The sequence below is a fragment of the Nocardia sp. NPDC057668 genome (assembly GCF_042799795.1).
Taxonomy (GTDB): domain Bacteria; phylum Actinomycetota; class Actinomycetes; order Mycobacteriales; family Mycobacteriaceae; genus Nocardia.
This window is the reverse complement of sequence record NZ_JBHVIC010000004.1, coordinates 293,317-315,298: the sequence shown is the minus strand read 5'-3', so window position 1 is coordinate 315,298 and position 21,982 is coordinate 293,317. Positions and strand designations below refer to the sequence as shown.

Sequence of the window (21,982 nt, the reverse complement as noted above, 5' to 3'; positions counted from 1 at the left end):
TCGACCCGGCCACCTCCTCGCCCGTGAACCGGGTACGGCCACGTCCGGCCCGCACACTCGCGACCATCGAGCGCAACGGCCGGATCCTGTTGCCGGTCAATGAATTCGCTCGCAACCTCGGTGGGCGGGCGAACCGCGGACCGGCGTGCGGACCGCGGGCGGGCCTTACCCCAGATCGGATCCGCCGATGAACGACTCGCCCCCTGTCGACCTCGTGCGGCACCGCTCCCCCGAACTCGGCGCGCGAGCCCGCGTCCTGCTGGCCGTTCCGGTGGGGGCCACCGAACAGCACGGACCCCACCTGCCCCTCGACACCGACACCGCCGTAGCGGTCGAGCTGTGCCGACGGCTGGCCGCACGCGTCCCGGATGTCGTTGTCGCGCCCGCCATTCCGTATGGCTCGAGTGGTGAGCACGCGGGATTCCCCGGCACGCTGTCGATCGGCCGCCACGCGCTGCGCGTGCTGCTGGTCGAACTGGTGCGCTCCGCGGACGAATTCGCGGGCGTCATCCTCGTCAACGGCCACGGCGGCAACCTCGAACCACTGCACGCGGCCGCCCGGATACTGCGGTACGAAGGCCGCCACGTGCTGGCCTGGTCACCGTCGGGCAGCCCGGACGACAGTCACGCCGGGCACGCCGAAACCTCGGTCATGCTGCGCCTGCGCCCCGAATCCGTTGCCATGGAACGGCTCGAGCCCGGTGAGACCCGCCCGCTCGGCGAGATCATCGACCAGCTACGACAGCACGGCGTCGCGGCGGTCAGCGCCAACGGCGTGCTCGGCGACCCGACCCGGGCCAATGCCGAGGACGGCGAACGCCTGCTCGAAAACTGGGCGGCCGCACTCGCCGAACGGGTGGGACGGCACTTCCCCCGTGCTGCCACCGCGACCGACGTTCCAACCCCCGCGGAGACACCTGCTCTACCCCTATGAACAAACCAGAGCCCCTGCGGACACCCGGCTCGCCCCGGCGCACGAACCGGCTGGGCACGGGTGAGCCAACTCCGACCCTGCTGTCCCCCACAATGATTCGAGGCCGCACCGGCCCGAAAGGAAATCCATGCACCCCGTAGACGCTGCCACGCTGCTGATCCGACTGGTCCTGGGCGCGATCATGATCGCCCACGGCGTCAACCACTGGATAGGCGGTGGCAAGATCGCCGGTACCGCCCGCTGGTTCACCGGCCTCGGCCTCCGCAACGGCGTCCTGCAGGCCTGGCTCAGCGTCATCACCGAGATCGGCGCGGGCATCCTGCTGGTCCTGGGCCTGTGCACGCCGCTGGCCTGCGCCGCCACGATCTCGATCATGCTGGTCGCGGGTCTGCTGGCCCACCGCCCGAACGGCTTCTTCGTCTTCAAGGAGGGCTACGAATACGTTCTGGCCCTGGGCGTCACGGCCCTGGCCCTGGCCCTGCTGGGTCCCGGCCGAATCTCCCTCGACCGCGCGGCCGACATCGAGATCACCGGCTGGGCGGGCGGCGGCCTCGCCCTCGGTGCGGCGGTAGCGGCCACCGCCGCGCTGCTCGCGGTGTTCTGGCGTCCGGTGCCCGCCGCCGCGCCGGCGAGCTGATCCACGCACCGACCGGTAACTGCCACGGCGTCAGCGGAGAACTCCGCTGACGCCGAAAGGCTGTACCGGCGCCGAAAGGCGCTGGGGCATCTACTACTTCAGCATGCTGCCCGCGTCGATCGGCAGCGGTACGCCGGTGATGTAGCGGGCCTCGTCCGAGGCCAGGAACAGGACCGCGTTGCTGATGTCCTCCGGCTCCATCCACGGGACGGGCAGGGTGTGGAACATCCGGCAGATCGGCTCGAGGTCGGCGGGGCCGGGGCTCTCCAAGTCGGGGCGGAAGAGCTTGTAGGTGCCCTCGTTCATGACCATGGGGGTGTTCACGTGGGTCGGGTGCACCGAGTTCACGCGGATCGAGTGGTGGCCGAGTTCCACCGCGAAGGTGCGCATCAGGCCCACGACGCCGTGCTTGGCGGCCACGTAGTGCCCGACGTTCGGGTAGGCCTTGAGACCGCCGACCGAGCTGGTGAGAATGATCGAGCCGCCGCGCTCACCCGAGACGATGTGCGGGACAGCGGCTTTCACTGTCTTCCAGACGCCACCGAGGTTGACCCCGATCATGTCGTCCCACAGCTCTTCCTTCAGGTCGGTCAGCAGGCCGCCCTCGTTGCCGATGCCGGCGTTGGCCACGACGATGTCCAGCCGCCCCAGCTGCTCGACGCCGCTGTCCACCGCGGCTTTCATCGCTTCGTAGTCGCGCACGTCCACCTCGGCGGTGACCACCCGGCGGCCGTGGCCCTTGACCAGTTCCGCGGTGGTGGCCAGATCCTCCGGGGTGGACATCGCGAACGGCACGTTGTCCAACTGCTTACAGACGTCGATCGCGATGATGTCGGCGCCTTCCTGCGCCAGGCGCACCGCGTGTGCGCGGCCCTGACCGCGGGCCGCACCCGTGATGAATGCGACCTTTCCTTCGACCCGTCCGGTCATCACTACCTCAATTCGTTGGTTCGCCGAATCGGCGTGCCCGAGTGCGGAACTCAGGACTTGGGGGTGAACTCGAGCTGCAGTTTCTGCAGCCCGCGCAAGATGTAGGTGGGCTCGTAGTCGTAGCGCCGCGCCTCGAGCGGGCCGTGCTCGTTCTCGTCGATGCGGATGTCGAGCATCCGATCGAGGATGCGTTCCATCGACACCCGGCCCTCGACCCGCGCGAGCGGGCCACCCGGGCAGGTGTGCACCCCGCGCCCGAAAGCCATGTGCTCACGGGAGTTCGGGCGATCGAGGCGGAAGTCGTGCGGGTCCTCGAAGCGCCGCGGGTCGCGGTTCGCCGCGCCGGGGCACAGCATGAGGGTGGTCCCGATCGGCACCTCGGTCTCACCGAGTTGGGTGGTCTGCTTGGCCAGCCGGAACAGGCTCTTCACGGGAGCCTCCATCCGCAGGGTCTCCTCGATGAAGACCGGGATCTTGCTGCGATCGGCGCGCAGCTCCTCCTGCAAACCCGGTGTGTCGCACAGGAATCGCAGCGCGGAGGTGAGCAGCTTGGCGGTGGTCTCCTGCCCGGCGGCGAACAAGAACGTCGCCGAACGCACCACGTCGATGACCTCGGGGGTGGAACCGTCCGGGTACTTGGCCAGCGCCAGCTGGGTCAGCACGTCATCGCGCGGATTCGCGCGCCGGTCGGAGATGTAGGCGCTGAACTTCTCGTCCAAGAACTCGAGCGGGTTGCTGGAGACGATGTCGTCGTCGAGCGCGCCGACGCGCGCGCCCGGGCGCTCGGCGCCCAGCACCACCCGGAACTGCTGGTGGTCCTCCTCCGGGACGCCGAGCACGTCGGCAACCACCAACAGCGAGAACGGCTTCGCGTACGCGGCCAGGAAATCGCAGGCCCCGTCGGCGACGAATTCGTCGAGCTGGGCATCGGCCAGACGCCACATGAACTCCTCGTTCTCCTTCAGCCGCGCCGGGGTGAGCAGGCGGTTGAGCAGCGAACGGGCGGCGGTGTGATCCGGCGGATCCATGGTCACCATGTGCTCGTACATGGGCATCTTGTGCCGGTTCTCGGCGATGAGCGCACCGAGATCGTCGCCTTCGACTTCGAACGGCAGCGGCGGAAATGGTCCGCCGACCGCGATAACCGAGGACAGGGCGTCCCCGTTGCGCATCGCCTCGGCGGTCTCCTCGTACCCGGTGACCGCCACGACCCCGTGGTGCGGCAGCCCGGTCACCGGGCACTTCGAGCGCAGGTGGTCGTAGTACGGGTGCGGATTCGGCACCAGCGCCTGGTCCGTGAAGTAGTCGACCGTGTCGAAGTCAGTCATCCTGGACAGCTCCTGCCGTGGTTAGAGAATTCACTCTGAATGATAATTGTGATCTTCTCTCACGAGAATAGCGTTCTCCCATAGACATGGGCCATCACCGGAATTCCGCGCGGACGATCAGTGGCCGACCAGCATCGCTTCCCTCGGCTCCGCCGCCTCCCCCGGACATCCGGCGGCGCGCAGCGCACACGACTTGAACGCCTGCGCGGCCATGCTCACCCGATGCTCGGCCGGGTGCAGCCGGCCCGCCAGCTCACCCGGCAGGTCCGAGCCCCACACCAGAACCCGGGCGTTGCCGCTGTCGAGACAGGACAGCACGCCGGTGCGCACCCGGGCGTCGGCCAAGTACGCCTCGACGGTCACCGCGATGACATCCGGCCAGATCTCCGGCTCCGAAAGCGCCAGGGCCGGAGCGAGATCCATGCTGGTAGCACCCAGGATCTCCAGCGGCCGATCATCCTCGCGGTCCGCGAGCAGCACGCTCACCTCCCACCCCGCCGAGGCGTGATCGAAGAGCCAGCCGCCGGCGTACCGCACCACATCGGCCGCCCGGGGAGCGACCACGACCACCCGATATCGCATCGGGCGGCGGCGGGCCTTGGCTCGCCAGCCCGAGAGCGGAAGCGCCCCCGGCATATCGGAGTCGAGATCGCTGGAAACGGCGGACTGCCCGGCCATCGGGGCTCCCTCCCTGATGGAATCGCGCTACCCGTCGAGGTACCCACCTGCGCCACGGAAACGAGATTCTCTTTTTCTGTGAGATCGATCTCACGATACACACAAACGACAGCCGCAGCAGCGGGATGCCGATCCCGCGCCCGGACGCCCACGCCCGACTCCCGCGCCGCCACACTCCCGTCCGGCCCGCCACCCGCGAGGGTTGTCGGCGCACGTTTGCGAGAATATCATTCTCACAATTCGACAAGGAGGATCTCATGGGTAAGCCGGAGCTGCCGTACCAACTCTTCGACGCCGACAACCACCTGTACGAGACCAAGGAGGCGCTGACCAAGTACCTCCCGGAGAAGTACGCCAACGCCATCCAGTACGTCGAGGTCAACGGCCGCACCAAGATCGCGGTGCGCGGGCAGATCAGCGATTACATCCCGAACCCCACCTTCGAGGTTGTGGCCAGGCCCGGCGCGATGGAGGAGTACTTCAAGAACGGCAACCCCGAGGGCAAGAGCCGGCGCGAAATCTTCGGCGCCGCGATCAAATCCACCCCGGCCTTCCGCGAGCCCGCGCCCCGGCTGGAGTTGATGGACGAGCTGAACATCCATCGCACCCTGATGTTTCCGACCCTCGCCAGCCTCATCGAAGAGCGCATGAGCGACAACCCCGAGCTCATCCACGCGGTGGTCCACTCGCTCAACCAGTGGCTGCACGAGACCTGGTCCTTCAACTACAAGGAGCGGATCTTCACCGTTCCGGTGGTCAGCCTGCCCATCGTGGACAAGGCGATCGAGGAGCTCGAGTGGTGCGTCGAACGCGGCGCCAAGGCCATCCTGGTGCGGCCCGCGCCGGTACCCGGGCTCGGCGGCTCGCGCTCGTTCGCCCTGCCGGAGTTCGACCCGTTCTGGAAGCGGGTGGTGGAGCTGGACGTGCTGGTCACCATGCATTCCTCGGACAGCGGCTACGCCAAGTACTCCGCGGATTGGGAGGGCAACCGCGACGAGATGCTGCCCTTCCAGACCAACACCTACCGCATGCTCAACGAGTGGCGGCCCATTCAGGACGCCGTCGCCTCCTGGGTGTGTCACGGTGCGCTGCTGCGGTTCCCGGAGCTCAAGATCGCCGTCATCGAGAACGGCGCGAGCTGGCTGCCGCCGCTGCTCGAGGGGCTCGCGGACGTGTACAAGAAGGCGCCCGAGGGCTTCGGGTTCCAGGATCCGGTGGCGGCCATCAAGAACAGCGTGCACGTGAGCCCGTTCTGGGAAGAGGATCTGGCCGCGCTCGCGGATCTGATCGGCGTGGAACGGGTGCTGTTCGGGTCGGACTACCCGCACCCCGAGGGGCTGGCCCAGCCCGCGCGCTACGTCGACGAGATCAAGGACATGCCGCTCGAACACCAGAAGCTGATCATGGGCGGCAATCTCGCACGGCTGCTGTCGGTATGAGCGACTGGGAGACCCTGCCGCAGCTGGTCGCGGCGGCGGCGACGCGCTTCGGCGACGCGGAGGCCGTTGTCGACGGCGATCTGCGCCTGAGCTTCACCGAACTCGCCGACCGGGTCCGCCGCGCCGCCGGGGCTTTCGCGGAGGCCGGGGTCCGAGCCGGCGATCGGGTCGCGGTCTGGGCTCCCAACTCGGCGGAATGGATCATCGCCGCCGGTGGGCTGGTGACCGCGGGTGGGGTACTGGTGCCGGTCAACACCCGGTTCAAGGCCGCCGAGGCGGCCGATGTCATCGCGCGCAGCGGCGCGCGAATGGTGCTGGCGCAGCAGGGTTTCCTGGGTGCGGAGTACACCGCGCCCGCCGGGGTGCCGGTGATCGACCTGAAGTCGGGATTCCTGTCCGGCGGAAAGCCCTTCGAGCGCGAGGTGGACGGCGACGCGATCGCCGACATCGTGTTCACCTCCGGCACCACCGGAAAACCCAAGGGCGTCATGATGAATCATCGTCAGACGCTGCGGTTGTACGCGGAATGGTGCGATCTGGCGGACCTGCGGGCCGGTGACCGCTACCTGATGGTGAATCCGTTCTTCCACACCTTCGGCTACAAGGCGGGCATCGTCGCCTCCCTCATCCGGGGCGCGACCATGCTGCCGGTGCCGGTGTTCGAGGTCGACCGGGTCCTGGACCTGGTGGCGCGGGAACAGGTGACCATGCTGCCCGGGCCGCCCACGCTCTATCACTCACTGCTGCAAGCCCGTGGCGCGCACGATCTTTCCTCGCTACGGGCCGCGGTGACCGGCGCGGCCGACATTCCGGTGGAACTGATCCGGCGCATCCGCGAGGAACTGCCCTTCGAGACCATCATGACCGGCTACGGCCTGACCGAGGCCGGCACCGCGACCGCGTCCCGGCCCGGGGACACCTTCGAGCAGATCGCCACGACCGTCGGGCGGCCGTGCGACGGGGTCGAGGTGCGGATCGCCGAGGACGGCGAAGTGCTGGTGCGCGGCTACAGCGTCATGCAGGGATACCTGGACGATCCGCGCGCCACCGCCGCGGCCGTCGACCCCGACGGCTGGCTGCACACCGGCGATCTGGGCGAACTCGACGACGGCGGCCGGCTGCGGATCATCGGCCGTAAGAAGGACATGTTCATCGTCGGCGGCTTCAACGCCTATCCGGCCGAGATCGAGGGCTTCCTGCTCGAGCATCCCGCCGTGGCACAGGCGGCGGTCATCGGGGTGCCCGATGACCGGCTGGGGCAGATCGGCATGGCCTTCGTGGTCGCGAAAAAGCATGTCTCGGAAGCGGAATTGATTTCCTGGAGCCGAGATCGCATGGCGGGCTACAAGGTTCCGCGTTCGGTGCGGTTCCTGCCGGAGTTGCCGCTGAACGCCACCGGGAAGGTGATGAAGGACCGGCTGCCCGCCGGCGACTGAACCGCCCGAATGTGACCCGGACCACCGGCCCGGTGTATCTTCAACCCAGACGAGAGTGTGATTCTCTTGAATAGAGATCTCCACTCTCCATCGCGCCGGACCGGGTCCGGCCCCTCAGGAACAGCGAGGAAGCCCGTGAACATCGACGACATGATCCTGGTGAGCATCGACGACCACGTGGTCGAACCGCTCGACATGTTCGACGGCCACGTCCCCAAGAAATGGGCCGATCTCGCGCCCAAGGTCGTGGTCGACGAGACCGGGGTCGACCGCTGGATCTACCGGGACCGCCCGACCGGGGTGGCCGGGCTCAACGCCGTGGTGTCCTGGCCGCCCGAGGAGTGGGGCCGCGATCCGGCGGGCTACGCCGAGATGCGGCCCGCCGTCTGGGATGTGCACGACCGGGTGCGCGACATGGACGTCAACGGCGTGCTGTCCTCCATGTGCTTTCCCACCTTCGCCGGGTTCAGCGCCGGGCACCTGAGCCGCGGCGGCCAGGACGAGATCACGGTGGCGATGATCTCGGCGTACAACGACTGGCACATCGAAGATTGGGCCGGCGCCTATCCGGGCCGGTTCATTCCGATCGCGATCCTGCCGACCTGGGATCCCGCGCTCGCGGTCGCCGAGATCGAGCGGGTGGCGGCCAAGGGCTGTTTCTCGGTCACCATGCCCGAACTGCCGCACATCGACGGCCTGCCCAGCTACCACGACATCGATTACTGGTCACCGGTTTTCGCGGCCCTGTCGGACCACGACATGGTGATGAACCTGCACATCGGGCAGGGTTTCGGCGTGCTGCGCCTGGCGCCGAACGCGCCCATCGACAATCTCATGGTGCTGGCGCCCAGCATTTCGCTGATCGCGGCCCAGGATCTGCTGTGGGGACCGGCTTTTCGCACCTTCCCGAAGTTGAAGGTGGCGCTGTCCGAGGGCGGCGTCGGGTGGATCCCCTTCTTCCTGGACCGCTCGGACCGGCACTACACCAACCAGCGCTGGCTGCGCCGTGACTTCGGCGGCAAGATGCCCAGCGAGGTGTTCCGCGAGCACGTGCTGGCCTGCTACGTGACCGACCGGACCTCGCTGAAGTTCCGGCACGAGATCGGCATCGAGAACATCGCCTGGGAATGCGACTACCCGCATTCGGATTCGATCTGGCCCAACGCACCGGAGTTCGTGCTCGAGGAGCTCGAGGCCGCCGGCGCCGACGACACCGACATCGACAAGATCACCTGGCAGAACGCCTTGCGCTTCACCGGTTTCGACCCCTTCGCCCACATCCCCAAGGAGCAGGCGACCGTCGGCGCGCTGCGGGCCAAGGCCGCCGACGTCGACACCTCCACCAAGTCCCGCCGCGAATACGCCGAGGCCTTCGCCCGGCGCACACACTGAAAGCGCCCCCACATGCCGATCATGGTCTTCTCCACTCCCCGCGACGGAATGGACGCCGAATACAACGAGTGGTACGAGAACATCCACATCTCCGACATGCTCGACATCCCCGGCGTCCTGTCCTGCACCCGCCACCGCCGGATCAACCCCACCGACCCCGACGACCTGGAATACCTCGCGGTCTACGACGTGGACGGCGACCCCCTGGCCGTCCTGAAGGAGATAGGCGCCCGCTCGGCCGACGGCCGCCTCCGCCTGAATCCCTCGGTAGACCCGCAGCGCCTGCGCATGACGGTCTGGCAACCGCTGTAGGCGGCCGGTCCGAGCCGCCCGCGCGGCCCGGATGATTCGGCATCCGCACCGCCGTGGCGGGGGTGGTTGTCTTCGCGACCCGTGAGAGCCGAGGATGAGATCCGGTCCGGCCTGCCGCCGGATCGGAAGGAGGCCGGGGCGAGATGTCCACGCGGGCGCGGGTAATCGACGGTGACGGGCGAGACAGGGAACAAGCCTTCGAGTATCGGATGGAGCCGTTCCGCACCGAGTTGCTCGCCTACTGCTACCGCATGCTCGGCTCGGCTCATGATGCCGAAGATCTGGTCCAGGAGACCTATCTGCGGGCGTGGCGAGCACGCGATCAGTACGACCCGAATCGCGGTTCGATGCGCACGTGGCTGTACCGAATCGCCACCAACATCTGTTCGACGGCCCTACGGGCGCGCGGAGCCCGGCCGCTGCCTTCGGGTTTCGTCGCCGCGAGTGAGCCGCTGGCGCCTCTCGTCCGGGGCGAACACGCCGCATGGTTGCAGCCACTGCCTGATTCACTGCTCACGAGCGACGAACCGGCCGCGGCCGCGATCGACCGCGGGAGTGTGCGATTGGCGTTCGCCTCCGCACTGCAGCATCTGTCGGCGCGTCAGCGCGGCGCCCTGATCCTGCGCGATGTGCTGAGTTTCTCGGCCGCCGAATCCGCGGAGATCCTGGGTTGCTCGGTGGCGTCGGTCAACAGTTCCCTGCAGCGGGCCCGATCGCGGATGAAGGATGCCGGGATTGCCCAGGACGACGTCGCGGAGCCGTCGCCGGGCGAACAGCGCGCGTGGATCGAGCGGTACGTCAGGGCTTTCGAACTCGCCGACGTCGAGGCACTCCAGCGGTTGCTCACCGACGACGTGATCATGGAGATGCCCCCGATGCTCAACTGGTTCCGCGGGCGGGAGAACTACGGACTGTTCATGCACTGGGTATTCGAAGCCGGAAAGGACTGGCACACGGTGGAACTGGCGGCCAACGGCGGCCAACCCGGCTTCGCCGCCTATCGGCGGGCCGCCGACGGCGGCTATGAACTGCACACGGTGCAGATCTTCACCGTCACCGCGGAGGGGATCAGCCGCAACTCGGTGTTCCAGGATCCCGAGGTCTTCGCGAGCTTCGGTCTCGCCATGCGCATCGACCGGTGACATCGCGCCCGCGATACCGGGATCACGTTCCGACTGTGCGAACCTCACGTTGCCCGTGCGGGCCCGACGCCGCGTTCCGAAACTTTCTCGCGGTCGCGCGATGAGTTCGGCGTGCGCCGCCGGTATGTATTCGCGAGTTCACTCGGAACAGCCCGAGCGAGCCGGATACCAGGGAGACATCCAATGTCGAACGGTCGTACCGAAGACGTAGCCGCCATCGAGGCCGTGCTGGCCGACTCCTACCGGGCGTGGGCGGCCGGCGACGCCGCGGCGATGGTCGCCGACTACACGGCGGACGCGACCGCCATCATGACCGGTTCCCTGCGGGCAGGCCGCGACACGATCCGGCAGAGCATGGCGCATGGCTTCGAGGGTCCGCTCGCGGGCAGCTCGACCTACAACCAGCGGCTCAGCATCCGCTTTCTCGGCAGCGACGCCGCGATCGTCATCAGTGTCTCCGCGATCCTGTTCGCGGGCGAGACCGAGGTACCGGATGACGTTCGGAAGGTCAACGCCACGTGGGTGTTCGAGAAGCGCGAGGGCCGGTGGCTGATCGCCGCGTACCACAACAGCCCGGTACTGGCCGCGCCGTAATCCACGGCGTCACCGCCAGGTCCGGTTGCAGCCGCTACGGGATTCGCAAGAGCGGATGGTGTGGTCTCTTTCGCTTCACACCGGAAATCGTTGGGGCACTGGGACTTGACCCAGAGTAATCGTGACGTGGTTCACAAGCACCCGAGCCCGGTGTTACGAAGATACGGCACGTGTCTCTGCGTATCACCGCAGCGGCTGTCACCGCAATTATCGAGGTCGTGAGTCGATGGACAACCTGAACAGACGTGACGCATTGAGGACCGGCGGGTTGCTGGCGGGACTGGGGGCGCTGTCCCTGGCGATGTTCACCGCCCCGCCACGAGCGCGGGCGTGGAGCTGGCCGGCCAGCGGCTCGGTCGCCGGCTCCGGCGACGGGATCGACCCGATGACCGTATGGGATCCGGCTGCCGATCAGGTCATAGCCGAAATACTCGAGAGCGGACAGGTGCCCGCGATCAACAAGATTCTGGCCACCTGGACCACCAACAACCAGCCCACCCCGGCGGGACTGCCCCCGAATCTGACCGCCTTCATCGAGCAGGCGCGCCAACTGCCCGCCTGGACCGATCAGTCGAAACTGAAGGCGGCGGACGACTTCAACACCAAGCAGGGACCGTTCATCGGCACCGCGTACGGTTTCGGGGCCGGCCTGCTGGCGACCGTGATCCCGCACGAGTCACGCGCCGTCTACTACTCCAAGGGCGGCGCCGATCTCCAGGATCGAATCGCCAAGACCGCCAAGCTCGGCTACGACCTCATGGCCCAGCAGCCGTTCGGGCCCAACGGCCATCTGATCGTCACCTGCGTCAAGACGCGCATGGTGCACGCGGCGGTGCGGCACCTGCTGCCCAAATCCGGTCCGTGGCTGCAGGTTGCGACCGAGAATCCCAAGATTCCGATCAGTCAGAACGACATCCTGGTCACCTGGCACAGCCTGCCGACCACCATCATGCAGAAGCTGAAAGCCTGGAAGGTACCCGTGACCGACGCCCAGTCGGCCGGCTTCCTGCACTCGTGGCAGGTGACCGCGCACCTGCTCGGCGTCCAGGACCAGTACATCCCCGCGACGTGGGACTCCGCGAACGCCCAGTCCAAACAGGTGCTGGACCCGATTCTGGGCCCCACGCCCGAGGGCACCAAGATCGCCGACCATCTCCTCACCATCGGGCCGGTGCTGGCCGCCACCAGCTTCGTCACCAAGCCGATGCTCGCCTCGTTCACCAAGTACGTGCTGGGCGCCCAGGTCGCCAAATGGCTCAATCTGAAGACCGACGGGATCTGGGACGGCATCTTCGCGACGCTCTGGGTGCCGTTCGTCGGGCTCTACCAACTCGGCAGGATCGTCCCCGGTGTCGACGCGATCTACTTCCAGTTGACCGAGTTCATCAAGGTCGCCGCGATGCTGTACCTCAACAATGGCGGTCTCAAACTGGAGCTCCCGATCCCCACCACCAACAATCCGTCGATCACCGGCACACCGCCCGTCACCACGACCCCCTACGTTGCGACGACGCCGCCGCCCACCACGACGGCACCCGGTACGACAGCACCCACTACAACGGCGCCCGCGACGACGACACCGCCCAGCTAGTCGAGCGGTATCTCCGAACCGGTTGGGTCGTCGTAGACGGTGCGCGGGCTGACCGACCGTCGTCGGCAAAGGCTATGTCCGGCGGGCCTTCTCGGTCGTCAGGCGCGGCCCACCGGCGCCGCGGCCGAAGAGCCCGACGGACATCAGCGGGGACCTTCCAGGATCGTGACCGCGGCGACCGCGGTGGGGCCGCCGATGTTGTGGGCCAGCGCGAAGCGGGGGTTGTCCACCTGGTTCACGGCCGTGCCCCGGAGTTGTTCGAAGAGCTCCACGCACTGGGCTATGCCGGTCGCGCCGGGCGGGTGGCCCTTGGTTTTGAGGCCGCCGCTGGGATTGACCGGGAGGCTGCCACCGAGAGTTGTCGCGCCGGACTCGACGAGGCGGTAGCCCTCCAGTTTCGGGGCGAAGCCGAGGTCTTCGTAGCTGATCAACTCGATGCCGGTGAAGAAGTCGTGTACCTCGGCCACGTCGATGTCGGCGGGGGTCACCCCGGCCATCGTGTAGGCGTGCTGGGCGGCGCGCACCGTCGCGGGGAAGGTGGTCATATCCCGCTTATGTTGGTGCATCACCGAATCCAGGCCGAGGCCGACGCCGCGGATCCAGACGGGGCGGTTGGTGTAGCGGTCCACCACGTCCTCGGCGGCCAGCAGCAGCGCCGCGGTGCCGTCGCTCTGAGGCACGCAGTCGTAGACCCCGAAGGGGTCGGCCACGATGGGGGCGTTCAGCGCCTGGTCCATCGTGATCTCGAAACGCAGGCGCGCCTTCGGGTTTCGTGCGCCGTGCCGGTGGTTCTTCACCGCGACCATCGCCAGATGCTCACGGGTGGCCGGGCTTTCGTGCAGATACCTGTTCACGTGCAGGGCGAAGCCGGCGGGGGCGAACAGTCCGAGAGGGTAGTCCCAGACCTTGTCGCTGCCCATCGCCTCCCACTCGCGCAGCAGGTCCTTCTGCGCGGTCTCGCGCAGCTTGTCCGCCCCGATCACCAGGGCGATGTCCACCGCGCCGGAGGCGATCGCGAAGACCGCGTTGCGCACCGCGTCATTGCCGGTGGCACAGGAGTTGTCGATATGGGTGACCGCCAGCTCGGGCAGGCCGAGCGCGTCCGAGAGCACCCCGGCGGGAAAGCCGTCGGTCGCGCCGGTGGAACCGAACCAGGCGGCCCGCACCTCGGCGGTCCGCATTCCCTTGTCGACGCTGGCCGCGCACGCGGCGAACGCCATGGGCAGCAGGTCCTTCACCCCCAGGGCGAAGTGTTCGGCGAAGGGCGTCATCCCCGCGCCGACGACGGCGACCTTCCTCACGATGCCTCCACTTCGGGTTCGAACGCGTATCCGTAATCCGGGACGCCGGCGCGCAAAGCCACCCGCCGCAACACCATTCGCCCCCGGTCACCGATCGCCACGGTCCCGGGATCGACGCCGGTGACCGGCGCGAGCGCCCGCACCCCGACCTCGTCGAGTTCCACCACGACCAGCGAATAGGGGGTGCGCTGCCCGGGCACCGGCAGCCGGACGGTGGTCTCGGTGTACACGGTGCCGGTGCGCGGCAGGGGAACCGGCGTGTAGTCGGTGTGCAGGCTGCCGTCGGGCCCGACCCGATAGCGCGGCGGGAAGTCCAATTCAGTGCTGCCCGCGTGCTGCCCGGCCTCCCAGCGCACCTTGGCCTCGAACGCCCGCTCGTACGCCGCCAGTGACAGCGGCAGATCGGCGGCCGGCGTCTCGGCGCGCTCGAGCGGTTCGCGCGCGGGCGGTTCCGCCCGCCGCACCCGCACCGGCCCGGGCGCGACGATCAGCCCGGACAGATTCGCCTGCTCGACCCCGACCAGCAGTCCCCCGGTATCCCATTCGGCCATCGCGGCGAGCGCGAAAAGCCCGGCGGCGGCGCCGAGCGTCGGCAGCTCGGGCGGGTTGCCGAGGCAGAGCCGCTCGGCCTGGCGGTGATCGACCCCGGCCACCGCGACCGGGGTATCGAGCCACGCCGCCGACAGCGAGGCGACCGGTCCGCGTTCGTGCAGCATGCGCGGATCACCGTAATCATGAACGGCCCCGGTGGCATTGCGGGTGCGCGCGGGCAGACTGCGCGCCACCCGCGCCGCGATCCGCACGTGCAGACCGTGATCGGACACCCGAGCCGCCGCCGCACCCGCCGTCGGCTCGATGTCGACGCCGATCACCAGCGTGCGCGGCCGAGCCGAGGTCAGCGCGTCCAGAGCTGCCGGCGCACCGCCGAGCCGTTCGATCACCTCGAGCTCGGGATCCAGCCCGAGCCCGGCCAGCAGCACGGCGGCATTGCTGGTGTCGGTCAACGGCAGATCCCGGCTGACCAGCACCACCCGTTCCACCGGATCGCCGCTGTCCAGTGCCGAGCGCCCCGCCGCCACCGCCAGGGTGATGGCGTCCTCGTCATCCCCGGCGACCCGGGCACGCGGCGCACCCCAGCACGGCAGGTACGTCCCCATCGACGCGATATACGGCATCGGCTGCCTTTCTGTGCGGGCGAATCGATTCGGAGTGCGGTGCGGGCCAACCGGCACACCGTGCCGCCCGCACCGATCAGGAGATCGCGCCCGCGGTCTTCAATTCGATGATCCGATCCCAGTCCAGGCCCAGTTCCAGCAGCACTTCCTCGGTGTGCGCGGCGAACGCGGGCCCGGGCCGCAGCTCCGGCGCCCCGACGTCGAACTGGACGGGACTGGAGACCAGCTCCAATTCCCCTGCCGGAAGCAGGTACTCGTTCGCCCGCACCTGCGCGTCGTTCCCGAGCTGGCGGGTGTCCTGCACCGGAGCCCACGGCCCGGCGAGCGTGGCGAAGCGTTCGGTCCACTCGGCCAGCGGCCGCGCCCCGATCACCTCGCGCAGAATCGCCACGGCGTCCGCGGTATTCGCGCTGAGCTGCGCGGCATCGGCGAACCGCGGGTCCTCGATGAGGTCGGGCCGATCGATATGACGGCACACGTCGGCCCAGAACTTGCCCGGCTGCAACATGACGAAGGACAGGTAGCGGCCGTCGGAGGTGGCGTAGAGCCCGGACAGCGGATTGGTTGGCGCGCCGTGCACGCCCGGCGCGGGCGCGGACAGCGGTTCCCCGACGTGCGCCGACAGCGCGATGCCGTGTCCCATCGACCACAGCCCGCTGCCCAGCAGCGACACGTCCACCACCGAAGTCTCCCCGGTGCGTTCGCGTTTGAGCAGGGCGGCGGCGATGCCACCGGCGAGATTGGTCCCGGAGATGGTGTCGCCGAACGCCGGTCCGGGCGGATTGATCATGCCCTCGATGCCTTCGGGGGTCAGACTGGCCGCGATGCCCGCGCGGCACCAGAACGCGGTCATGTCGTAGCCGCCGCGATCGGACTCGACCCCGCGCGGCCCGAGCGCACTGCCGCGCGCGTACACGATCGAGGGATTCACGGCCCGGATGTCGTCCACGTCGATCCCGAACTTGGTCCGCGCACCGGGCAGGAAGCTGGTCAGGAAGACATCCGCGGTGCGGGCCAGATCGTGGATGACCTCGCGCCCGGACGGGGTGGACATGTCGATCCCGATGCTGCGCTTGCCCCGATTGGCATGCTCGACATTGGGATTGGCGTCGCCCTCGACCTTGAACCGCCCGACCTGGCGCAGCCCGCGCTGCGGGTCGCCGGTGATCGCGTGCTCGACCTTGATCACGTCCGCGCCCCAGTCCGCGAGCACCGCGCCCGCCGAGGGCACGAAGCCGTACATGGCGACCTCGAGGACCTTGATTCCGGCCAGGGGCCCGCTCATGCGCGCACCTCGGCCACGGTCTTGGTCTCGAGGAACTCCTCGAGACCGGCCCGGCCCATCTCGCGCCCGATGCCGGACTGCTTGTACCCGCCGAAGGGGACGTCGGGCTGGAAGTAGTTGCCGCCGTTGATGCTCATGGTGCCGGTGCGAATCCGCTTGGCCACGGCCTTGGCTCGCTCGGCGTCGGCGCCGAACACCGCGCCGGACAACCCGTAGATGGAGTTGTTGGCGATGGTCACCGCTTCGTCGATGTCGTCGTAGGGGATCAGCGCGAGCACCGGCCCGAACACCTCCTCCTGCGCGATCTCGCTGTCCGGATCGACCCCGGCCAGCAGCGTCGGCGCGTAGAAGAAACCGGGATCGGCCTTGGTGCCGCCGGTGATCAGCTTCGCGCCCGCGGCGACCGCGCGCTGGACCATGCCGTCGACCTTCTCGCGCTGGCGTTCGCTGATCAGCGGGCCCATGTAGTTCTTCGGGTCGTTGGGATCGCCGTAGGAGACGTTGGCGAAGTTCGCGGCGATGAGTTCGGCCAGCCGGTCGTGCTCGGCGCGCGGCACCAGGATTCGCGTGGTGAGCGCGCAGCCCTGACCGGCGTGGGTGACGATGCTGAACGCCGCGAACAGCGCGGAGAGCGTGAAGTCGGCGTCGTCGAGCAGGATCATCGCGGACTTGCCGCCGAGCTCGAGGAACACCCGCTTGAGCGACCCCGCGGCCGCGGCCATGATCTTGCGCCCGACGACGGTGGACCCGGTGAAACTGACCACGTCCACGTCCGGATGCGTGGTCATGCGTTCGCCCACGGCGACATCCGAGGACGTCAGCACGTTCACCACACCGGCGGGGATGTCGGTGTGCTTCGCGATCACCTCGCCGAGCGCGAGGGTGGCGAGCGGGGTGTCGGGTGCGCCCTTGAGCACCACCGTGCAGCCCGCAGCCAGCGCCGGCGCGAGTTTGGCCAGCGCGAGCTGGTGCGGGTAGTTGTACGCGGCGATGGCCGAAACCACGCCCGCCGCTTCTCGTTCGGTCCAGCGATGGTGTTGCGCGCCGCGGATCTCCACCGCGCCGTGGTCCTCGGTGAAGGAGTACTCGCGCAGCAGATTCGCGTAGTACCGCACGATCTCGATGGGCTGTTCGAGCTGGTTGCCCTGGGTGAGCAGCCGGGTCGCGCCTACCTCGCCGATGGTGACCTCGCGCAGGTCTTCGACGTTGTCGCGCAGGGCCTGGTACAGCTGGTCGAGACAGCGGATGCGCAGCTCCACGTTCGTGGACCAGTCCGTGGTGTCGAAGGCCCGCCGCGCGGCCGCGATGGCCGCGTCGGTTTCGGGGACCCCGGCTTCGGGCGCGTGCCCGTAGACCTCGCCGGTGGCGGGGTTGAGCGAGTCGACCGTGCGACCCGTTTCGACCAGCTGCCCGTCGATGAGCAGTCGCCGCGCGACCGTTACCGCTTGTTCCCGCGTTGACATCCCGGCTCCTCACCCTATTGTGGAAATATCATTCTCACTGAGCGAGAATGATACATTCGATTCCGCGAACGGTAGCAAGAATCCTTGCTGGAGAGGAGATCCGGTCGTGAAGACCGCAGTGGTCACCGGAGGCGCCTCCGGCATCGGCCTGGCCATCGCCCAGCGCCTGCGCGGTGACGGCTTCACCGTCGCCACCCTGGACCTGAACAATCCCGAGAACGACGATCTCGAATACCGGGCCGACATCACCGACCCCGAACAGATCGCCGCCGCACTCACCGGCATCCGAGCCCGCTTCGGCCCGGTCACCGTCCTGGTGAACGCGGCCGGGCTCGAAGGCTTCCAGCGCTTCACCTCGCTGAGCTTCGAGAAGTGGAAACAGGTGATCGACGTCAACCTGCACGGCACCTTCCACTGCGTGCAGGCGGTACTCCCGGACATGATCGATGCGAGCTGGGGGCGCATCGTCAATATCTCGTCCTCGAGCGCTCATTCGGGACAGCCGTTCATGGCGCACTACGTCGCGGCCAAATCCGCGATCAACGGCCTGACCAAATCCCTTGCGCTGGAACTGGGTCCGGCGGGCATCACCGTGAACGCGGTGCCGCCTGGCTTCATCGACACCCCGATGCTGCGCAAGTCCGAGAGCAAGGGACTACTCGGCGGCACCGTCGAGGACCACATCGAGCGCACCCCGGTCCGGCGGATCGGAACACCGGCGGACATCGCCGCGGCCTGTTCGTTCCTGATCTCCGAGGAAGCCGGGTACATCACCGGGCAGATCCTGGGGGTCAACGGCGGCCGCAACACCTGAGCCGGAGAGGCCACCCGTGAACACCGTCGCATGGCAGGGGGCATCGTCATGACCCTCATCGACTCCGAATTGTCCGCGCTGGACGGCGATTCCGCGCCGATCCCGATACTCGCCGAGGTCGGCGGAATCCCGGTCTCGGGCCTGCTCGCCGAGGCCCGGGACCCGCGAGCGGTGCTGGTGGCCCTGCACGGCGGCTCGACCAGCTCGGTGTACTACGACTGCCCGGGCCACCCGGAGCTGTCGCTGCTGCGGCTCGGACAGCGCCTCGGCTACACCGTGCTGGCCCTGGACCGGCCCGGCTACGGAGCCTCGACCCCGTTCGCGGCCGAGCTGGGCACCGCCGCGCAGCGAGTGGACCTGATGTTCGGAGCCATTGCCGCACACCTGGGTTCGCGGCCGCGCGGGGCCGGGATCTTCCTGGTCGGCCACTCCGCGGGCTGCGAACTGATCATGCGAATGGCCGCCGACGAGCGCGGCGCGGACCTGCTGGGGGTGGAGCTGGCCGGAACCGGCCGGCTGCACCCGCCGTTCGCGGAGCAAACACTGCGGGGTCCGGACTCCGACGGCGGCACGCGAGCGCCGACCCTGGGCGATCTGCTGTGGCAGCCGGAGCGGTTGTATCCGCCCGACGTCCGATTCGGCGGCACCATCGCCGCCTCGGGCGCGCGCCTGGAATCCAGCACGGTGCAGAAGTGGGCCGAACACGACTTCCCGCGGCTGGCCGGCCGGGTTCCCATCCCGGTGCGATTCACCATCGGCGATCACGAACGAGTGTGGCGCAACGACTCCCAGGAGTTGACCGCCGTCGCCGCTCTGTTCGGCGCCGCGCCCCGCGTCGTGCTGAGCCACCGCCCCAACACCGGGCACAACCTCAGCGTCGGCTATACCGCCGCCGCCTATCACCTGAGCCTGCTGGCCTTCGCCGAGGAATGTGTCGCCGCGCGCGCGGACGGTGATTTCTCGGCTCCCACAACACAATTGGACGGCTTCGCGCACGCGTCGCCGAGCACGGAGGGAACCCGCTGATGCGTGTCGGATTCATCGGACTGGGCAGCCAGGGCGGGCCCATGGCCCGCCGCATAGTCGCGGCCGGATACCCGACCACGCTGTGGGCGCGGCGGCCGGCGAGCCTGGAACCGTTCGCGGACACCGCCGCGTCCACCGCGGACTCCCCCGCCGATCTGGCCGCGGCCAGCGATCTGGTCTGCGTCTGCGTGGTCGGCGATGCCGACGTGCGCGAGGTCGTGCTCGGCGAGCGCGGCGTCCTGGCCGGCCTCGCACCCGGCTCGATCCTGGCCATCCATGCCACGGTGCATCCGGCCACCTGCCGCGAACTCGCGGATATCGCCGCGGCCCAACAGGTATCGGTCATCGACGCACCCGTCAGCGGTGGCGGTCCCGCCGCCGAGGCGGGCACCCTGCTGGTCATGGTCGGCGGCGCGACCGAGGCCGTCGAGCGGGCCCGACCCGTGTTCGCCACCTACGCCGATCCCGTCGTGCACCTGGGCGAGGTCGGCGCGGGTCAAACCACCAAGCTCCTGAACAACCTGCTGTTCACGGCCAATCTGGCCACCTCCGCCAGCACCCTGGCCCTGGGCAGCGACCTCGGCATCAGTCCCGACCGGCTCGGCGAGGTCATCTCCCACGGCACCGCCAACAGCTTCGCGCTCGGCCGGCTCGTCGCCGGCGACGGCACCCTCACCCGGCTCGCGGCCCACGCCGGCGATCTGCTGCGCAAGGACGTCGGCCTGGTCGCCGACCTCGCGACCAGCGCGGGCATCACCCCCGGGGTGGTCCTGGGCACCGCCGACGCGACCCTGGGCATGATGGGCCGCTCCCGCTGAAAGACCGCCCGGGTCGAACCACGACCCGGGCTCCGGCCCGGTCCCACGACGACCGGGTCACCACCCGCCGGTGCCCGGCCGCGTCATTCACGCGGCCGGGCGCTGTGCGTTCCGCCCTAGGCGGTCAGAGAGTTTCGATGGCGTGTTCGGGGCAGGCCGCGATGGCCTCGCTGACAGCGCCCTGCAGATCAGCGGGCACATCCGGATTCGGCACTTCGGCGTAACCCCACTCGGTGAGGGTGAAGACCTCGGGGCAGATCGAGACGCACACGCCGAACCCGCGGCAGCGGTCGGCGTCGACGGTGACCTTCATCGGTCGTTCTCCTTGCTGTCGAATTCCAGGTGCAGGGCGGTGAGCCCGCGCAGGATGAAGGTCGGCAGGTAGCGGAAGTCGCGCGCGCCCTCGGGGCCGTGCACGCTCTCGTCGAGGCGAATGTCGGTGGTGCGGTCCAGCAGTCGCTCGATCGCAACGCGCGCCTCGGTGCGGGCCAGTGGCGCACCGGGGCAGGTGTGCACGCCGCGACCGAAAGCCAAGTGCGAGCGGGCATTCGACCGCGCGGGATCGAAGGTGGTCGGATCCTCGAAGCGGCGCGGATCGCGATTGGCCGCGCCGTTGACCACCATCAGCACATCGCCCTGCTCGACCGGAACACCGCCGACCTCCGAGGCCGACTTGGCCAGCCGGAAGTCACCCTTGACCGGGCTCTCCATCCGCAGCGATTCCTCGATGAAGTTCTGGATCCGGCTGCGGTCCGCGCGCAGGTACGCCTGGATCTCCGGATTCTCCGCGATGGTCCGGAACGCCGAACTCAGCAGGCGCACGGTCGTTTCCTGGCCGGCCGAGAACAGATTGGCCGCCACCCGCACCACGTCGAGCACCTCGGGCACCGAACCGTCGGGGAAGGTCGCCTGGGCCATGCTGGTCAGTACGTCGTCGCGCGGTTCGCGGCGGCGGTCCTCGATATAGGTCGAAAACCGTTCGTAGAGAAACTCGATCGGGTTGTGCGACATGTTCTCGCCGTCGGTGCTGCCGACGCTCGAACCCTCACGGTGCGGTCCGCGCTGCAACGCCTGCAGGAACTCCTCCTGATCGGCGGGCGGGACACCGAGCAGATCCGCGATCACGTACAGGGTGAACGGGCCGGCGAAGTCGCGGATGGAGTCACCGCGGCCGTTCGCCAGATACGAATCCAGCATGCGGTCGGCGATCGACCACATGGCTTCCTCGTTCTCCTTCAAGCGTTTCGGGGTGATGAGCCGCATGAGCAGCGCCCGGTGATCGGTGTGCACCGGCGGGTCGAGGGTGGGCAGCTGATCGCTCATCGGCAGCTTGTCCCGATGCTCGGCGATCAACTCGTCCACGTTCTCGACCCCGGCCAGCGGCACCGGAAAACCGGGGAACGGCCCGGTCACCGCGATGCAGGAGGAGAAGCGCCCCACATCGTTGTAGACCTCGAGCGCCTCTTCGTAGCCGGTCACCATCATCACTTTTTGATGCTTTTCCCGCAGTACCGGGCACTGCTCGCGCAGTGCGTCGAAGTACGGGTACGGATCGGCGATCAATTCCTGTCCGAGGAAGAAGTCCAGATCCTGGAGGTTGTCCACCACTCGACGGTCCCTTCGATATCCGGCTCGCACGGTGCGCGGCAGCCGAATTCGGCCGGTTCACTTCCATGATTGAGAATAT

The 21,982-nt window shown here is 68.4% G+C and carries 21 protein-coding genes; 12 read left to right on the top strand and 9 right to left on the bottom strand.

All coding sequences use genetic code 11. From position 1 onward, the window contains the following. Positions 1 to 187: 187 nt before the first annotated feature. Positions 188 to 934 carry a mycofactocin biosynthesis peptidyl-dipeptidase MftE gene (gene mftE / locus ACFVBH_RS25545; RefSeq protein ID WP_379005163.1) on the top strand — a complete coding sequence of 249 codons (747 nt, stop codon included), beginning with the start codon at positions 188 to 190 and terminating at the stop codon, positions 932 to 934. A 127-nt stretch (positions 935 to 1,061) separates the two neighbouring features. Further along, positions 1,062 to 1,571 carry a DoxX family protein gene (locus ACFVBH_RS25540; RefSeq protein WP_379005161.1) on the top strand — a complete coding sequence of 170 codons (510 nt, stop codon included), beginning with the start codon at positions 1,062 to 1,064 and terminating at the stop codon, positions 1,569 to 1,571. Between the two features lie 93 nt (positions 1,572 to 1,664). Here ACFVBH_RS25540 and ACFVBH_RS25535 read toward each other — a convergent pair whose 3' ends face one another. The 3 genes from ACFVBH_RS25535 to ACFVBH_RS25525 form a co-directional block, all read right to left on the bottom strand. After that, a complete protein-coding gene (locus ACFVBH_RS25535) occupies positions 1,665 to 2,501 on the bottom strand; it encodes a mycofactocin-coupled SDR family oxidoreductase (protein ID WP_354984311.1) in 837 nt (278 codons plus the stop codon). Positions 2,502 to 2,551: 50 nt separating this feature from the next. Next, positions 2,552 to 3,829: a cytochrome P450 gene (locus ACFVBH_RS25530; protein ID WP_379005159.1), complete on the bottom strand. Its 1,278-nt coding sequence runs from the start codon at positions 3,827 to 3,829 to the stop codon at positions 2,552 to 2,554. A 117-nt stretch (positions 3,830 to 3,946) separates the two neighbouring features. Beyond that, positions 3,947 to 4,507 carry a hypothetical protein gene (locus ACFVBH_RS25525; RefSeq protein ID WP_379005157.1) on the bottom strand — a complete coding sequence of 187 codons (561 nt, stop codon included), beginning with the start codon at positions 4,505 to 4,507 and terminating at the stop codon, positions 3,947 to 3,949. A gap of 257 nt (positions 4,508 to 4,764) precedes the next feature. Here ACFVBH_RS25525 and ACFVBH_RS25520 point away from each other — a divergent pair, with 257 nt between their 5' ends. From ACFVBH_RS25520 to ACFVBH_RS25490, 7 genes are all read left to right on the top strand, one after another. After that, positions 4,765 to 5,946: an amidohydrolase family protein gene (locus ACFVBH_RS25520; RefSeq protein ID WP_354984314.1), complete on the top strand. Its 1,182-nt coding sequence runs from the start codon at positions 4,765 to 4,767 to the stop codon at positions 5,944 to 5,946. Next, positions 5,943 to 7,382 (top strand): FadD3 family acyl-CoA ligase, encoded by a 1,440-nt coding sequence (locus ACFVBH_RS25515; protein WP_379005155.1) that lies wholly within the window; start codon positions 5,943 to 5,945, stop codon positions 7,380 to 7,382. The genes ACFVBH_RS25520 and ACFVBH_RS25515 overlap by 4 nt, the downstream gene beginning before the upstream one ends. 135 nt (positions 7,383 to 7,517) lie before the next feature. Further along, positions 7,518 to 8,774 (top strand): amidohydrolase family protein, encoded by a 1,257-nt coding sequence (locus tag ACFVBH_RS25510; protein ID WP_354984316.1) that lies wholly within the window; start codon positions 7,518 to 7,520, stop codon positions 8,772 to 8,774. 12 nt (positions 8,775 to 8,786) lie between these two features. Beyond that, positions 8,787 to 9,086, top strand: coding sequence for a hypothetical protein (locus ACFVBH_RS25505; RefSeq protein ID WP_354984317.1), 300 nt, complete (start codon positions 8,787 to 8,789; stop codon positions 9,084 to 9,086). A 143-nt stretch (positions 9,087 to 9,229) separates the two neighbouring features. Beyond that, complete coding sequence (locus ACFVBH_RS25500) at positions 9,230 to 10,228, top strand: RNA polymerase subunit sigma-70 (RefSeq protein ID WP_379005152.1); 999 nt, start codon at positions 9,230 to 9,232, stop codon at positions 10,226 to 10,228. A 183-nt stretch (positions 10,229 to 10,411) separates the two neighbouring features. Further along, positions 10,412 to 10,822: an SgcJ/EcaC family oxidoreductase gene (locus tag ACFVBH_RS25495; RefSeq protein ID WP_379005150.1), complete on the top strand. Its 411-nt coding sequence runs from the start codon at positions 10,412 to 10,414 to the stop codon at positions 10,820 to 10,822. 226 nt (positions 10,823 to 11,048) lie between these two features. Continuing rightward, positions 11,049 to 12,413: an oxygenase MpaB family protein gene (locus ACFVBH_RS25490; protein ID WP_379005148.1), complete on the top strand. Its 1,365-nt coding sequence runs from the start codon at positions 11,049 to 11,051 to the stop codon at positions 12,411 to 12,413. 143 nt (positions 12,414 to 12,556) lie between these two features. On the opposite strand, the gene ACFVBH_RS25485 is transcribed toward ACFVBH_RS25490, so the two are convergent. The 4 genes from ACFVBH_RS25485 to ACFVBH_RS25470 all read right to left on the bottom strand — a co-directional run bounded on the left by ACFVBH_RS25485 (position 12,557) and on the right by ACFVBH_RS25470 (position 17,637). After that, positions 12,557 to 13,714 (bottom strand): thiolase family protein, encoded by a 1,158-nt coding sequence (locus ACFVBH_RS25485; RefSeq protein WP_379005146.1) that lies wholly within the window; start codon positions 13,712 to 13,714, stop codon positions 12,557 to 12,559. Continuing rightward, positions 13,711 to 14,889: an OB-fold domain-containing protein gene (locus tag ACFVBH_RS25480; RefSeq protein WP_379005144.1), complete on the bottom strand. Its 1,179-nt coding sequence runs from the start codon at positions 14,887 to 14,889 to the stop codon at positions 13,711 to 13,713. The genes ACFVBH_RS25485 and ACFVBH_RS25480 overlap by 4 nt, the downstream gene beginning before the upstream one ends. A 76-nt stretch (positions 14,890 to 14,965) precedes the next feature. Continuing rightward, the gene (locus tag ACFVBH_RS25475) at positions 14,966 to 16,174 is read right to left on the bottom strand and encodes a CaiB/BaiF CoA transferase family protein (RefSeq protein WP_379005142.1); all 1,209 of its coding nucleotides are present in this window, start codon (positions 16,172 to 16,174) and stop codon (positions 14,966 to 14,968) included. Continuing rightward, positions 16,171 to 17,637 carry an aldehyde dehydrogenase family protein gene (locus ACFVBH_RS25470; RefSeq protein ID WP_354984324.1) on the bottom strand — a complete coding sequence of 489 codons (1,467 nt, stop codon included), beginning with the start codon at positions 17,635 to 17,637 and terminating at the stop codon, positions 16,171 to 16,173. The genes ACFVBH_RS25475 and ACFVBH_RS25470 overlap by 4 nt, the downstream gene beginning before the upstream one ends. 106 nt (positions 17,638 to 17,743) lie before the next feature. On the opposite strand from ACFVBH_RS25470, the gene ACFVBH_RS25465 reads away from it, so the two are divergent. The 3 genes from ACFVBH_RS25465 to ACFVBH_RS25455 are packed head-to-tail and all read left to right on the top strand — an operon-like array spanning position 17,744 to position 20,295. Further along, positions 17,744 to 18,451 (top strand): SDR family NAD(P)-dependent oxidoreductase, encoded by a 708-nt coding sequence (locus ACFVBH_RS25465; protein WP_354984325.1) that lies wholly within the window; start codon positions 17,744 to 17,746, stop codon positions 18,449 to 18,451. 30 nt (positions 18,452 to 18,481) lie between these two features. Then, positions 18,482 to 19,477: an alpha/beta hydrolase gene (locus tag ACFVBH_RS25460; protein WP_379005139.1), complete on the top strand. Its 996-nt coding sequence runs from the start codon at positions 18,482 to 18,484 to the stop codon at positions 19,475 to 19,477. Then, positions 19,477 to 20,295, top strand: a complete 819-nt coding sequence (locus tag ACFVBH_RS25455; RefSeq protein ID WP_379005137.1) for an NAD(P)-dependent oxidoreductase — start codon at positions 19,477 to 19,479, stop codon at positions 20,293 to 20,295. The genes ACFVBH_RS25460 and ACFVBH_RS25455 overlap by 1 nt, the downstream gene beginning before the upstream one ends. A gap of 124 nt (positions 20,296 to 20,419) precedes the next feature. Here the strand turns inward: ACFVBH_RS25455 and ACFVBH_RS25450 are convergent, their stop codons facing one another. Together ACFVBH_RS25450 and ACFVBH_RS25445 are read right to left on the bottom strand one after the other, a co-directional pair. Continuing rightward, positions 20,420 to 20,608 carry a ferredoxin gene (locus tag ACFVBH_RS25450; RefSeq protein ID WP_354984328.1) on the bottom strand — a complete coding sequence of 63 codons (189 nt, stop codon included), beginning with the start codon at positions 20,606 to 20,608 and terminating at the stop codon, positions 20,420 to 20,422. After that, a complete protein-coding gene (locus tag ACFVBH_RS25445; RefSeq protein WP_354984329.1) occupies positions 20,605 to 21,903 on the bottom strand; it encodes a cytochrome P450 in 1,299 nt (432 codons plus the stop codon). The genes ACFVBH_RS25450 and ACFVBH_RS25445 overlap by 4 nt, the downstream gene beginning before the upstream one ends. Positions 21,904 to 21,982: the final 79 nt, after the last annotated feature.